The sequence below is a fragment of the Dongia mobilis genome (assembly GCF_004363235.1).
GTDB classification, from domain to species: Bacteria; Pseudomonadota; Alphaproteobacteria; order Dongiales; family Dongiaceae; genus Dongia; species Dongia mobilis.
The window spans coordinates 142,217-155,485 of record NZ_SNYW01000011.1 but is presented as its reverse complement, the minus strand read 5'-3'; the positions used below and the strand labels follow the sequence as shown (position 1 = coordinate 155,485).

General features: G+C 64.4%; 12 protein-coding genes. All 12 read left to right on the top strand.

The genetic code is table 11. The features are described from left to right. Positions 1 to 6: 6 nt before the first annotated feature. The 12 genes from nuoG (at position 7) to A8950_RS15150 (ending at position 13,269) form a co-directional block, all read left to right on the top strand. Positions 7 to 2,073, top strand: a complete 2,067-nt coding sequence (gene nuoG / locus A8950_RS15205; RefSeq protein ID WP_133614530.1) for an NADH-quinone oxidoreductase subunit NuoG — start codon at positions 7 to 9, stop codon at positions 2,071 to 2,073. After that, complete coding sequence (nuoH, locus tag A8950_RS15200) at positions 2,066 to 3,142, top strand: NADH-quinone oxidoreductase subunit NuoH (protein WP_133614529.1); 1,077 nt, start codon at positions 2,066 to 2,068, stop codon at positions 3,140 to 3,142. The genes nuoG and nuoH overlap by 8 nt, the downstream gene beginning before the upstream one ends. A 10-nt stretch (positions 3,143 to 3,152) precedes the next feature. Next, the gene (nuoI, locus tag A8950_RS15195; protein ID WP_133614528.1) at positions 3,153 to 3,641 is read left to right on the top strand and encodes an NADH-quinone oxidoreductase subunit NuoI; all 489 of its coding nucleotides are present in this window, start codon (positions 3,153 to 3,155) and stop codon (positions 3,639 to 3,641) included. A 28-nt stretch (positions 3,642 to 3,669) separates the two neighbouring features. Continuing rightward, positions 3,670 to 4,272 (top strand): NADH-quinone oxidoreductase subunit J, encoded by a 603-nt coding sequence (locus A8950_RS15190; protein WP_133614527.1) that lies wholly within the window; start codon positions 3,670 to 3,672, stop codon positions 4,270 to 4,272. A 3-nt stretch (positions 4,273 to 4,275) separates the two neighbouring features. Next, positions 4,276 to 4,584, top strand: a complete 309-nt coding sequence (gene nuoK / locus A8950_RS15185; RefSeq protein ID WP_133614526.1) for an NADH-quinone oxidoreductase subunit NuoK — start codon at positions 4,276 to 4,278, stop codon at positions 4,582 to 4,584. A gap of 1 nt (position 4,585) precedes the next feature. Next, the gene (gene nuoL, locus A8950_RS15180; RefSeq protein ID WP_208109879.1) at positions 4,586 to 6,541 is read left to right on the top strand and encodes an NADH-quinone oxidoreductase subunit L; all 1,956 of its coding nucleotides are present in this window, start codon (positions 4,586 to 4,588) and stop codon (positions 6,539 to 6,541) included. A gap of 7 nt (positions 6,542 to 6,548) precedes the next feature. Next, positions 6,549 to 8,129, top strand: coding sequence for an NADH-quinone oxidoreductase subunit M (locus A8950_RS15175; RefSeq protein ID WP_133614525.1), 1,581 nt, complete (start codon positions 6,549 to 6,551; stop codon positions 8,127 to 8,129). A gap of 18 nt (positions 8,130 to 8,147) precedes the next feature. Continuing rightward, positions 8,148 to 9,587 (top strand): NADH-quinone oxidoreductase subunit NuoN, encoded by a 1,440-nt coding sequence (gene nuoN, locus A8950_RS15170; protein WP_133614524.1) that lies wholly within the window; start codon positions 8,148 to 8,150, stop codon positions 9,585 to 9,587. 24 nt (positions 9,588 to 9,611) lie between these two features. After that, positions 9,612 to 10,349: a biotin--[acetyl-CoA-carboxylase] ligase gene (locus tag A8950_RS15165; protein WP_133614523.1), complete on the top strand. Its 738-nt coding sequence runs from the start codon at positions 9,612 to 9,614 to the stop codon at positions 10,347 to 10,349. A 26-nt stretch (positions 10,350 to 10,375) separates the two neighbouring features. Then, on the top strand, positions 10,376 to 11,149 hold the full coding sequence (locus tag A8950_RS15160; protein ID WP_133614522.1) for a type III pantothenate kinase: 774 nt from the start codon (positions 10,376 to 10,378) through the stop codon (positions 11,147 to 11,149). Further along, on the top strand, positions 11,149 to 12,813 hold the full coding sequence (locus tag A8950_RS15155; RefSeq protein ID WP_133614521.1) for a ribonuclease J: 1,665 nt from the start codon (positions 11,149 to 11,151) through the stop codon (positions 12,811 to 12,813). Before A8950_RS15160 ends, A8950_RS15155 begins: the two co-directional genes overlap by 1 nt. A 66-nt stretch (positions 12,814 to 12,879) precedes the next feature. Further along, positions 12,880 to 13,269, top strand: a complete 390-nt coding sequence (locus A8950_RS15150) for a hypothetical protein (protein WP_133614520.1) — start codon at positions 12,880 to 12,882, stop codon at positions 13,267 to 13,269.

The following is a 13,269-nucleotide window of genomic DNA, read 5'->3' as shown; positions in this document are numbered from 1 at the left end:
AGTACCATGCCGAAGATGACCATCGACGGGATTGAGATCGAGGTGCCGGCCGGGATCACCGTGCTGCAGGCCTGCGAACTCGCCGGCAAGGAAATCCCGCGCTTCTGCTATCACGAACGCCTGTCGGTCGCCGGCAATTGCCGCATGTGCCTGGTCGAGCAGGAGAAGGCGCCGAAGCCGATCGCCAGCTGCGCCATGCCGGTGGCGGAAGGCATGGTAATCAAGACCGACAGCCCCATCGTGCAGAAGGCGCGCAAGGGCGTCATGGAATTCCTGCTGATCAACCATCCGCTCGATTGCCCGATCTGCGACCAGGGCGGCGAATGCGACTTGCAGGACCAGGCCATGGCCTTCGGCAAGAGCTTCTCGCGCTACCAGGAAGAGAAACGCGCCGTCACCGACAAGGATTTCGGGCCGCTGGTGAAGACCGAGATGACGCGCTGCATCCAATGCACGCGCTGCATCCGCTTCGCGACCGAGGTGGCCGGCGTCGAGGTGCTCGGCGCCGTTTCGCGCGGCGAGCACATGGAAGTCACCACCTATGTCGAGAAGGGGATCGCCTCCGAGCTTTCCGGCAATCTCATCGACCTCTGCCCGGTGGGTGCCCTGACCTCGAAACCCTATGCCTTCACGGCGCGACCCTGGGAACTGACCAAGACGGAATCGATCGACGTCTCCGATGCGGTGGGCGTCAATGTGCGCATCGACTCGCGCGGTCGCGAGGTGCTGCGCATCCTGCCGCGCATCAATGAGGACGTGAACGAGGAGTGGCTGGCCGACAAGGGGCGCTTCTGGGTCGACGGCCTCCGCCGCCAGCGCCTCGACCGCCCCTTCATCCGCGAGAACGGCAAGCTGCGCGCCGCCAGCTGGGCCGAGGCCTTTGACGCCATTGCCGCCAGGATGAAGGCGAGTGAGGGCCGGCGCATGGCCGCTATCGCCGGTGACCAGGTCGATGCCGAAAGCCTGTTCGCGCTGAAGGAATTGATGACGGCGCTTGGCTCGCCCAATATCGACTGCCGCCAGGACGGCGCGCAGCTCGATGCCGGCAGCCGCGCTTCCTACCTCTTCAACAGCACTATCGCCGGCATCGACCGGGCCGATGCGATCCTGCTGGTGGGCAGCAATCCGCGCTGGGAAGCGCCGGTGATCAATGCCCGCATCCGCAAGCGCTATCTGAAGGGTGGCCTGAAGGTTGCGAGCGTTGGTGCTGTCGGCGATCTGACCTATCCGGTCGAAATTCTGGGTGCGGGACCGGAGACGCTGGCCGATCTCGCCAAGGGCAACCACAGCTTTGCCGAGGCGCTGAAGAATGCCAAGGCGCCGATGATCATCCTAGGGCAGGGCGCGCTGGCGCGTCCCGATGGCGCCGCGATCCTGACCCTTGCGCGCAAGCTCGCCGAAGCTGCGAATGTCGTGCGCGACGGTTGGAACGGCTTCAACGTTCTCCATACCGCTGCTGCCCGCGTCGCCGGCCTCGAGCTTGGCTTCGTGCCGCAGGCTGGCGGGCGTGATGTGAACGGCATTCTGGAGGGTGCGCAGAAGGGCGAGATCGACATCGTCTATCTGCTGGCCGCCGACGAGATCGACACCAACCGACTGGGCTCGGCCTTCGTCATCTATCAGGGCCATCACGGCGACCGCGGCGCCCATCGCGCCGATGTCGTACTGCCCGGTGCCGCCTATACCGAGAAGGACGGCACCTATATGAACACGGAAGGCCGCGCGCAGCTGGGCCGTCTTGCCATCTTCCCGCCGGGCGATGCCAAGGCGGATTGGAGCATCCTGCGCGCCCTCTCCGAGGTGCTGGGCAAGAAACTCGGCTATGACAATCTCGACCAGCTGCGGCGCAAGCTCTACCAGGCTTTCCCGCGCTTCCAGCGCATCGGCGCCATTGAGCCCGCCGCCTGGGGCAGCTTCGGCGGCAGCGGCGAGGCCACGCGCGACGCCTTCAAGCCGGCCGTTTCGAATTACTACATGACCGATCCGATCAGCCGCGCCTCGGCGACCATGGCGCAATGCACCGAGCGTTTCGTGCTGCCGGCCGCGGGCGGAAAGACGGGGACCCATGGCTGAGTTCTTTACATCCACCTTCGGCGACTATCTCGGCACCGCCATCTTCACGGTGCTGATGATCCTCTGCATCATCGTGCCGCTGCTGCTCGCGGTCGCCTATCTGACCCTGGCCGAGCGCAAGGTGATGGCGGCGATGCAGATTCGCCGCGGTCCCAATGTCGTCGGTCCCTTCGGCCTGCTGCAGCCGATCGCCGACGGCGTGAAGCTGCTGTTCAAGGAAACCATCATCCCCTCGGGCGCCAATCGCGTTGCCTTCGTGGTCGCCCCCATGATCACCTTCATCCTGTCGCTGATCGCCTGGGCGGTGATCCCCTTCGATGACGGCGTAGTGCTGGCCGACCTCAATGTCGGCATCCTTTATCTCTTCGCCATCTCGTCGCTGGGCGTCTACGGCATCGTGCTGGCCGGCTGGGCCTCCAACTCGAAATATCCGTTCCTGGGTGCGCTGCGCTCGGCGGCGCAGATGGTCTCCTACGAGGTCTCGATCGGCTTCGTGCTGGTGACCGTGCTGCTCTGCGTCGGCTCGTTGAACCTCAACGACATCGTCAAGGCACAGGCGGATTGGTGGTTCTGCATTCCGCTGCTGCCGATGTTCGTGGTGTTTTACATCTCGGCGTTGGCCGAGACCAACCGTCCGCCCTTCGACCTGCCGGAAGCGGAATCGGAACTGGTCGCCGGCTATTTCTCGGAATACTCGGCCTTCACCTTCGCGCTCTTCTTCCTCGGCGAATATGCCAATATCTGGCTGATGAGCGCCATGACCGCGTTGCTGTTCCTGGGCGGCTGGCAGGCGCCGTTCGATGTGGCGCCCTTCACCTGGATCCCCGGCTGGATCTGGTTCGCGCTCAAGGCCAGCTTCGTCGCCTTCACCTTCATTTGGGTACGCGCCACCTTCCCGCGCTATCGCTATGACCAGCTGATGCGCCTTGGCTGGAAGGTGTTCCTGCCGCTCTCGCTCGCCATGGTGGTTATCACTGCCGGTGTGCTGATTGCGACGGACAGCTTGCCCAAGAAGAATAATGCCCTGCCAGCCAGCGCGGTGGAATCCACCGAGCCGGCCAGCGATTGAGGAGTGGATCATGTCCGCCATTGACCGCACGCTGAAAAGCTTCCTGCTGAAGGAATTGCTCTCCGGCATGGCGCTCACCTTCCGTTACCTGTTCAAGGAGAAGGTGACGATCAACTATCCCTACGAGAAGGGCCCGCTCTCGCCCCGCTTCCGCGGCGAGCATGCGCTGCGCCGCTATGCTAATGGCGAGGAACGCTGCATTGCCTGCAAGCTGTGCGAGGCGATCTGCCCGGCCCAGGCCATCACCATCGAGGCCGAACCACGCGACGATGGCAGCCGGCGCACGACCCGCTATGACATCGACATGACGAAATGCATCTATTGCGGCTTCTGCCAGGAAGCCTGCCCGGTCGATGCCATCGTCGAGGGACCGAATTTCGAGTTTGCCACCGAGACCCGCGAGGAGCTGTTCTACAACAAGGAAAAGCTGCTCAGGAACGGCGAGCGCTGGGAGGCGGAGATCGCCGGCAATATCGCCGCCGACGCGCCCTATCGCTGACGGTGAGGGTGGGGGGAGAGTTTTTGAGATGATCGTCCAGACCATCGCCTTTTATGTCTTTGCCGCGGTCGCCGTCATGTCGGCGCTGCTGGTGGTCGGCAACCGCAATCCGGTCTATTCGGTGCTGTTCCTGATCCTGACCTTCTTCAACGTGGCCGCTTTGTTCGTCCTCATCGGCGCCGAGTTCCTGGCGATGATGCTGGTGGTCGTCTATGTCGGCGCCGTCGCGGTGCTGTTCCTCTTCGTCGTCATGATGCTGGACATCAACTTCGTCGAGTTGCGCCAGGGCTTCGTCCGGTACCTGCCGATCGGCGCCGTCATCGGCATCATCCTGGCGGCGGAACTCATCTTCGTGGTCGCCGGCAGCAGCCTCGGCACCGCGCCCGCCGCCGCGCCGACGCCGGCACTTGCCGAGGCGACCAATACCGAGGCGCTCGGCAACATCATGTACACGCAGTATTTCTATCTCTTCCAGGTGGCCGGTCTCGTCCTGCTGGTGGCGATGATGGGCGCCATCGTGCTGACCCATCGCGACCGCAGCGGCGTCAAGCGCCAGCGCATCGGCGACCAGGTCGCGCGCAGCCGCAACTCGGTCGAGCTGAAGAAGGTTCCGACGGGGAAGGGGGTCTGAGCCATGACCATCGGCATCGAGCACTACCTCACCCTGTCGGCGATCCTGTTCACGATCGGCATTTTCGGCATCTTCCTCAACCGCAAGAACGTCATCATCATCCTGATGTCGGTCGAACTGATGCTGCTGGCCGTCAACGTCAATCTGGTGGCCTTCTCGGCCTTCTTGCAGGACATGGTCGGCCAGGTCTTTGCCATGATGGTCCTAACCGTAGCCGCGGCCGAGGCCGCGATCGGCCTTGCCATCCTCGTCGTCTTCTTCCGTTCCCGCGGCTCGATCGCCGTCGAGGACGTCAACATGATGAAGGGCTGACATGAATATCGACGTCGCCATCGTCGCCCTTCCGCTGCTGGGCGCTCTCATCGTCGGTCTCGGCAACCGCCGCCTCGGCGACCATGCCGCGCAGTACATCACCTCGGGCCTCATGCTGCTGGCCATGGTGCTTTCCTGGATCGTCTTCTTCGACGTGACCGGCAGCGGCGTCGCGCGCACGACCGAGATCTTCACCTGGTTCGAGACCGGCACGTTCCGCGCCGCCTGGGCGGTGCGCATCGACCAGCTTTCCGCCGTGATGCTGATCGTGGTCAACACCGTCTCGGCCATGGTGCATGTCTATTCGATCGGCTACATGCACCACGACAAGTCGGTGCCGCGCTTCATGGCCTACCTGACGCTGTTCACCTTCTGCATGCTGATGCTGGTGACGGCCGACAATTTCATCCAGATGTTCTTCGGCTGGGAAGGCGTCGGCCTTTCCTCCTATCTCCTCATCGGCTTCTGGTTCGACCGGCCCAGTGCCAATGCGGCCGCGATCAAGGCCTTCCTGGTCAACCGGGTCGGCGATTTCGGCTTCGCGCTCGGCATCATGGGCGTCTTCCTGGTCTTCGGCACGGTCGAGTTCAAGCCGGTCTTCGACGCGGTGCTGACCGGCAACGTGCCGCCGAGTTTCGATTTCCTCGGCTATCAGGTGCCAACGCTGGAGGCGCTCTGCCTGCTGCTCTTCATCGGTGCCATGGGCAAGTCGGCGCAGCTTTTCCTGCACACCTGGCTGCCCGACGCGATGGAGGGTCCGACCCCGGTTTCGGCCCTGATCCATGCCGCCACCATGGTGACGGCCGGCGTCTTCATGGTCTGCCGCCTCTCCCCGATGTTCGAATACGCGCCCATCGCCAAGGATGTAGTGACGATCGTCGGCGCCTCCACTGCTTTCTTCGCCGCCACCATCGGTCTGACGCAGAACGACATCAAGCGCGTCATCGCCTATTCGACCTGTTCGCAGCTTGGCTACATGTTCTTCGCCGCCGGTGTGGGTGCCTATGGCGCCGCCATGTTCCACCTCTTCACCCACGCCTTCTTCAAGGCGCTGCTGTTCCTCTGCGCCGGCTCGGTGATCCATGCCATGTCGGGCGAGCAGGACATGCGCAAGATGGGCGGCATCTACAAGCTCATCCCCATCACGTATGGCCTGATGTGGATCGGCAACCTGGCCCTGGCCGGCGTCGGCATTCCCGGCGTCTATGGGTTCGCCGGCTTCTATTCCAAGGACAGCATCCTGGAATCGGCCTTTGCGGCGCATAGCGGGGTCGGCATGTATGCCTTCTGGCTCGGCATCATCGGCGCCGTCATGACCGCATTCTATTCGTGGCGCCTGATCTACCTCACCTTCCACAACCAGCCGCGGGCCAGCCACGAGGTCATGCATCACGTCCATGAGAGCCCCTGGGTGATGCTGGCGCCGCTCTTCGTGCTGGCGGCGGGTGCTCTCGGTGCGGGCATCATCTGGTACGAGAGCTTCGTCGGTCATCACATGGCCGAGTTCTGGGGCCAGGCGGTGCATTTCGCCGCCACCAATCATGTCCCGCACGAGGCGCACAACGTGCCGCTCTGGGTGAAGCTGATCCCGCTCTTTGCCGGTCTCACCGGCATCGCCCTGGCGAGCTATGCCTATATGGTGCAGAAGGGCCTGCCGGCGGCGGTCGCGGGGGCGCTGCGGCCGCTCTATCTGCTTTCCTACAACAAGTGGTATTTCGACGAGATCTACGACGCGCTCTTCGTGCGGCCGGCCCTCGTCCTCGGCCGCTTCCTGTGGAAGGGCGGCGACGGGGCCATCGTCGACGGCGCCATCAACGGCTTTGCCTGGCTGACCGGCGACTACCTCGCCAAGAGGTTCGCGCGCCTTCAGACCGGCTATGTCTACCACTACGCCTTCGTCATGCTGATCGGCATCGTCGCGCTGGTCACCTGGTACATCTTCGCTTTCGGTAAGTGAGACCCTGATGAGCAGCAGCATGCCCATCCTCAGCCTGACCACCTTCCTGCCGCTCGTGGGCGCGGCGCTGATCCTCATCCTCAAGGGGGACGAGGCGGCGGTGGCGCGCAATGCCCGCTATGTGGCGCTGTGGACCTCGCTCATCACCTTTGCCGTCTCGCTGGTGATCTGGTTCCAGTTCGACCGCACGGTCGAGGGCTTCCAGTTCGTCGAACAGGTGGAATGGCTGCCGGCGCTCGGCATCAACTATCACATGGGCGTCGACGGTATATCGATGACCTTCGTGCTGCTCTCGACCCTGCTGACGCCGATCTGCATCCTGGCGAGCTGGGAGACGATCGAGAAGCGGGTGAAGGAATACATGGTGGCGTTCCTGGGGCTCGAGACGCTGATGGTTGGCACCTTCTGCGCCCTCGACTTCGTCACCTTCTATGTGTTCTTCGAATGCGTGCTCATCCCGATGTATCTCATCATCGGCATCTGGGGCGGGCCGCGCCGGGTTTATTCGGCGATCAAGTTCTTCCTGTTCACGCTCGCCGGGTCGGTCCTCATGCTGCTCGCCATCCTGGCGATGTACCAGCTCGCGGGAACGACGGACATCCCGACCCTGATGGCCTTCACCTTCGATCCGGACATCCAATTCTGGCTGTGGTTGGCGCTGTTCGCCTCCTTCGCGGTCAAGGTGCCGATGTGGCCGGTCCATACCTGGCTTCCGGACGCCCATGTCGAGGCGCCGACGGCGGGTTCGGTGATCCTGGCGGGCGTGCTCCTGAAGATGGGTGCCTATGGCTTCCTGCGCTTCTCGATCCCGATGCTGCCCGAGGCTTCGGCCTATTTCACGCCGCTGGTCTATGCCTTGAGCATTGTCGCCGTGATCTATACCTCGCTGGTGGCGCTGGCCCAGGAGGACATGAAGAAGCTGATCGCCTATTCCTCGGTCGCGCATATGGGGTTCGTCACCGCCGGCATCTTCTCGATGAACCAGCAGGGCATTGAGGGGGCACTGTTCCAGATGCTGGCCCACGGTGTCGTTTCCGGCGCACTCTTCCTTTGCGTCGGCGTCATCTATGACCGGCTCCATACCCGCGAGATCGCGCGTTATGGCGGCCTGGTCCACAACATGCCGCGCTACGCCTTCGTCTTCCTGATCTTCACCATGGCCTCGGTTGGCCTGCCCGGGACAGCCGGCTTCATCGGCGAATTCCTGATCATGGTGGGCGTGTTCCAGGACAGTACCTGGGTGGCTCTCTTCATTGCCACCGGCCTCATTCTCGGCGCTGCCTACATGCTGTGGCTCTATCGCCGCGTCGTCTTCGGCGAACTGACCAAGGATGACGTCAGGGCGATGGCCGACATGTCCTGGCGCGAGAAGGCGGTGTTTGCGCCGCTGGTTATCCTGGTCTTCTGGATGGGCATCTATCCGGTCAGCTTCACCTCGATCTTCGGCCCCACGGTCGAGGCCTTCGTGCGCGATTACGGTCCGCGCATGGAGGCAGTTGCCGAGGGCGGCCTCGACGCGGCGCTGATCGCGCCGGCGCTGGCCATGGAACAATCTGAAGCCGCGGCGCCGGCCGCCGGTTCGCAATAAGGCAAGGGCAGAGCAGTCATGGAGTCCTTCGTCAGCCTCAATCTCGGCCTCGCCCGGCCCGAAATCTTCCTGGCGGTGGCCAGCCTTGCCCTGCTGGTACTCGGCGCCTGGGGCGGCGACCGCTCGACCCGCCTCATCGGCTGGGCCAGCGTCGCCTCGCTCGTCATCGCCATCGCACTCACCGCGACGGATGGCGCCGCCGGCCTCGCCTTCAACGGCCTCTTCGTGGCGGATGCCTTTGCCGCCTTTGCCAAGATCGTGGCGTTCGGGGCTGCCGCGGTCGCCATCATCGTCGCCCTCGACCAGATGGCGCGGGACGGTGTCGTGCGCTTCGAACTGCCACTCCTCATGCTGCTGGCCTCACTCGGCATGGCGCTGATGATCTCGGCCAACGACCTCATCGCGCTTTATGTCGGCCTCGAACTGCAGTCGCTGGCGCTTTATGTCGTCGCCGCCATTCGCCGCGACACGGTGAAGTCGACCGAGGCCGGCCTCAAATATTTCGTGCTGGGTGCCTTGAGCTCCGGCATGCTGCTGTACGGTTCCTCGCTGATCTACGGCTTCAGCGGCTCGACCAGCTTCGAGACCTTGGCGGCCGCCCTCGCGGGCGAGCCCTCGCTCGGTCTCATCGTCGGCCTCGTCTTCCTCTGCGCCGGCCTTGCCTTCAAGATCTCGGCGGTCCCGTTCCATATGTGGACGCCGGACGTCTATGAGGGCGCGCCGACTCCGATCACTGCCTTCTTCGCGGCGGCGCCCAAGGTGGCGGCCATGGCGCTCTTCGCGCGTGTCCTCATCGGACCCTTCGGCGAGATGGACGACCAGTGGCGCCAGATCATCGTCGTGGTGGCGGTGCTCTCGATGATCCTGGGGGCGGTTGCCGCCATCGCGCAGAAGAACATCAAGCGCCTGATGGCCTATTCCTCGATCGGCAATGTCGGCTACGCCCTGGTGGGGCTTGCTGCGGGTACCGCCGCCGGCATCAACGGCCTGCTGCTCTATATGGCGATCTATGTAGTGATGACGATCGGCGCCTTCGCCGTGATCATGGCGATGCGCCGCCAGGGCCAGGGCGTCGAGGAGATTTCGGATCTTGCCGGCCTCAGCCAGTCGCAGCGCGGCCTTGCCGTGGCACTTGCCATCTTCATGTTCTCGATGGCCGGCATACCGCCGCTGGCCGGTTTCTTCGGAAAGTTCTTCGTCTTCAATGCGGCGATCGCCGCCGGCCTCTATGGCCTTGCCGTCATCGGCGTGCTGACCAGCGTTGTCTCGGCGTTCTACTACATCCGCATCGTCAAGGTGATGTTCTTCGACCCGGCGACGACGCCGTTCGACCGGGTGCCCGGCACCCTGCGCGCGGTCCTCATCGCCTCGGTCGTGGTGATCAGCTTCGGCTTCCTTGCCGGCGGACCGGTGATCGAGCTTTCCACCGCGGCGGCGGATTCGCTCTTTGCCGGTTGATTCCCGCTGACCGACCGGGGTCCGATGTCGCTCATCTTCCGGGTTGAATCCGTTGCGGAGATCGGCAGCACCAATGATGCGCTGAAGCAGCGTGCGGCCGAGGGGGGCGACGCTGGCCTCGTGCTGCGCGCCGACCGGCAGCTCAGCGGTCGCGGTCGTCGCGGACGCAGCTGGACCTCGGAACCCGGCAATCTCTATGTCTCCATCCTGCTGCGCCCTCGCAAACCCGCGGCCGAGGCGGCGACCCTCGGCTTCGTGGCGGCGCTGGCCATCGGCAATCTGGTCCGCGCCCTGGTGGCGCAACCGGTGACGCTGAAATGGCCCAATGACGTGCTGGTCGGTGGCGCCAAGATATCGGGCATCCTGCTGGAATCCGGTGGCCCGGAGCCGACGCGGCCGGACTGGCTGGTGCTCGGCATGGGCGTCAACCTGCGTCATCATCCGGCCGGAGCGCTCTATCCCACCACCGATCTGGTTGCGGCGGGCGGGCCGGCCCTGCCGCCGGACCGGGCGCTGGATCTCCTGCTGGCCGAGTTCCAGCCGCTCTATCAACGCTGGCAGGATGACGGCTTTGCTGCCCTGCGCGAGGAATGGCTGCGCCATGCCCAGGGGCTGGGGGCGCGCATCCTGGCAAGGCTGGGCGGCGAGGAGGCAGCCGGGACCTTCGCCGGGATCGAGCCTGACGGCACGCTGCTGCTGGAAACCGAAACCGGTGTCATTCGCCGCATCGCCGCGGGTGACATCTTCTTCGCACCCGCCTAGGCTGCTGGAAGATCAGGGGAAGAACGATGCTGCTTGCCATCAATGCCAACAACACCAATGTCAAATTCGCCGTCTATGACGGCGAGAAACCCCTGGGCGACTGGCGCATCAAGACCGAGGCCGGACGCACTGCCGACCAGTATGTCGTCTGGCTCAACCAGTTGATGACGATGCAGGGCCTGCGCCTTGCCGATATCGATGCTGCCATCATCGCCACCGTGGTGCCGCAATCGCTCTTCCACCTCAACATGCTGTGCGAGGCACACCTCAAGACCAAGCCGCTGGTCGTTGGCGATCCGGGCGTCAAGCTGGGCATCGAGGTCAAGATGGACATTCCAAGCTCGACCGTCGGCGCCGATCGCCTCGCCAATGCGGTGGCGGGCCATTTGACCTACCGGAAGCCGCTGGTGGTGGTGGATTTCGGTACGGCGACCACTTTCGACGTGGTCGATGGCGAGGGAAACTATATCGGCGGCGCGATCGCGCCCGGCATCGTGCTTTCGGTCGAGATCCTGCACAGCGCCACCGCCATGCTGCCGCGCATCGTGGTGGAGCGCCCCGGCCGCGTCATCGGCAAGAGTACCACCGAGGCGATGCAGTCCGGCATCTTCTGGGGCTATGTCGGCCTGATCGAGGGCATGGTGAAGCGCATCGGCGAGGAGTTCGGCGGTTCGCTTGACGTTGTGGCCACGGGTGGCCTGGCGCCGCTGTTCCACGGCCAGACGCCGGTCATCACGCATCTCGACCCGGATATCACCATGCGCGGGTTGGTCGAGATCTACCGCCGGAACCGCGGCTGATGAATTCCCTGTCTCCGCGCGACGACGAATTGCTGTTCCTGCCCTTGGGCGGGTCCGGCGAGATCGGCATGAACCTCAACCTCTACGGCCATGCCGGCAAATGGCTGATGGTCGATCTCGGCATCTCCTTCGGCGACGATTCGGTCCCCGGCATCGACGTCGTCATGCCCGACCCGCAATTCATCGACCAGCGGTCGGATGACCTGGTCGGCATCGTGCTGACCCATGCCCATGAGGACCATATCGGCGCCGTGCCCTATCTCTGGCCGCGCCTGCGCTGTCCGCTCTATGCGACGCCGTTCACCGCTTCGGTCCTCAAGCGGAAACTGGCCGAGGCGGGGCTGGAACGCGAGGCGAAGATCACCATCATCCCGATGTCGGGGAAATCGACCATCGGCCCGTTCGAGGTTGAGCTCATCACCCTGACCCATTCGATCCCGGAACCCAACGCCGTGGTGATCCGGACGCCCTTGGGCGCCGTGCTGCATACCGGCGACTGGAAGCTGGACCCGGAGCCGCTGGTGGGGCCGACCACCGACGAGGTGGCCTTGCGCGCGCTGGGGCAGGGCGGCGTCCTCGCCATGATCTGCGATTCCACCAATGTCTTCGTCGAGGGGACGTCCGGCTCCGAGGCGGACGTCCGCGCTTCATTGATGGAACTGGTCGGGCGCCTGGACAACCGGGTCGCCATCGGCTGCTTCGCCAGCAATCTGGCCCGCGTCGAGACCATCGCCAAGGTGGCCGAGGCCCATGGCCGCCATTGCGCCCTCGTCGGCCGCTCGCTGTGGCGCATGGTCGAGGCGGCACAGGAGAACGGCTATCTCACCGATCTGCCGCCCTTTGTCGACGAGCATGATGTCGGCTATTTCCCGCGCGAGAACGTGCTGATGATCTGCACCGGCAGCCAGGGCGAGCCACGCTCGGCGCTGACCCGCATCGCGCGCGGCGAGCATCCCCATGTGACGCTGGAGCCGGGCGATTCCGTGATCTTCTCCTCGCGCGTGATTCCGGGGAACGAGCTTTCCATCAACCGTCTGCAGAACGATCTTACCAGACGCGGCATCGAGGTGATCACCGATCGCGACGAGCATGTCCATGTCTCGGGCCATCCGGCGCGGGACGAACTGGCCGAGATGTACCACTGGGTGCGCCCGCGTGTGGCACTGCCGGTCCATGGCGAGGCGCGGCACATCCAGGAACACGTGAAGTTCGCGAAGGCGTGCCAGGTACCGGAAGCGCTGGCGCCGGAGAACGGCATGTTGATCCGCCTTGCCCCCGGCCCGGTCGAGACGGTGGCAAGGGTGCCCTCCGGCCGCCTCGCCCTCGATGGCAAGGCGCTGGTCCCGGCCGACAGCGAGGCCATCCGCCACCGCCACCGCATGAGCTTCAACGGCGTCATCCTGGTCTCGCTGGTGGTGGATCATGCCGGCAAGCCGCTGGTTCCGGCCAAGGTCTCGCTGGATGGCCTGCTGGACGAGCCGGCGGCGGGGGAGGCGGTGGCGGCAATCGCCGAAGAGGTGGCGGACGCCATGGAGGGGATGCCCAGGACCAAGCGCGGCGACGATTCCGAGCTTGCCGAGGCGGTCCGGCTTGCCGCGCGGCGCTGGTTCCACCGCACCTATGACAAGAAGCCGATCACCAAGGTGCATTTGATCCGGGTTTGATGGCTCACGACCGCGTCATTCGCCTCGCGGCACCGGACTTGCTAGACTGGTCCCATGAAAGCCCTGATGATCCTTCTGCCCCTTTTCCTGCTGGCTGGCCCGGCTTCGGCGGATGTGGCCGTCTCGAAGCGGGATTGCGACCGGCTGGTCCGGTACCGTCAGGCGCCGGGGGTCGAGTACCAGCCGGGGGTGGATGCCCATGGGCGGCCCGTGGCGCCGGCCGATCTCGGCGGCGGCTATAATATCAAGGTGCCGGAGATCATCGTTATTCCGATCGAGGTCCTGGTCCAGGACCGCTTCCATATCCCGGCCAATTCCGTGCTCTGGAATGCCGAGGCCCAAGTGGGGACGGTCATCGTCAAGGGCGATCAGGTCTATTACGAGGGACAATTACTGGGCGACCCGGAAACGGCTGCCCTGGCGGAACTCTGCCGGGAATATTACCCGCCCAAATAA

Excerpts from the sequence above, each read along its gene's own strand:
- nuoG (WP_133614530.1), top strand. The coding sequence starts at position 7 with ATGCCGAAGATGACCATCGACGGGATTGAGATCGAGGTGCCGGCCGGG.
- nuoH (WP_133614529.1), top strand. The coding sequence starts at position 2,066 with ATGGCTGAGTTCTTTACATCCACCTTCGGCGACTATCTCGGCACCGCC.
- nuoI (WP_133614528.1), top strand. The coding sequence starts at position 3,153 with ATGTCCGCCATTGACCGCACGCTGAAAAGCTTCCTGCTGAAGGAATTG.
- A8950_RS15190 (WP_133614527.1), top strand. The coding sequence starts at position 3,670 with ATGATCGTCCAGACCATCGCCTTTTATGTCTTTGCCGCGGTCGCCGTC.
- nuoK (WP_133614526.1), top strand. The coding sequence starts at position 4,276 with ATGACCATCGGCATCGAGCACTACCTCACCCTGTCGGCGATCCTGTTC.
- nuoL (WP_208109879.1), top strand. The coding sequence starts at position 4,586 with ATGAATATCGACGTCGCCATCGTCGCCCTTCCGCTGCTGGGCGCTCTC.
- A8950_RS15175 (WP_133614525.1), top strand. The coding sequence starts at position 6,549 with ATGAGCAGCAGCATGCCCATCCTCAGCCTGACCACCTTCCTGCCGCTC.
- nuoN (WP_133614524.1), top strand. The coding sequence starts at position 8,148 with ATGGAGTCCTTCGTCAGCCTCAATCTCGGCCTCGCCCGGCCCGAAATC.
- A8950_RS15165 (WP_133614523.1), top strand. The coding sequence starts at position 9,612 with ATGTCGCTCATCTTCCGGGTTGAATCCGTTGCGGAGATCGGCAGCACC.
- A8950_RS15160 (WP_133614522.1), top strand. The coding sequence starts at position 10,376 with ATGCTGCTTGCCATCAATGCCAACAACACCAATGTCAAATTCGCCGTC.
- A8950_RS15155 (WP_133614521.1), top strand. The coding sequence starts at position 11,149 with ATGAATTCCCTGTCTCCGCGCGACGACGAATTGCTGTTCCTGCCCTTG.
- A8950_RS15150 (WP_133614520.1), top strand. The coding sequence starts at position 12,880 with ATGATCCTTCTGCCCCTTTTCCTGCTGGCTGGCCCGGCTTCGGCGGAT.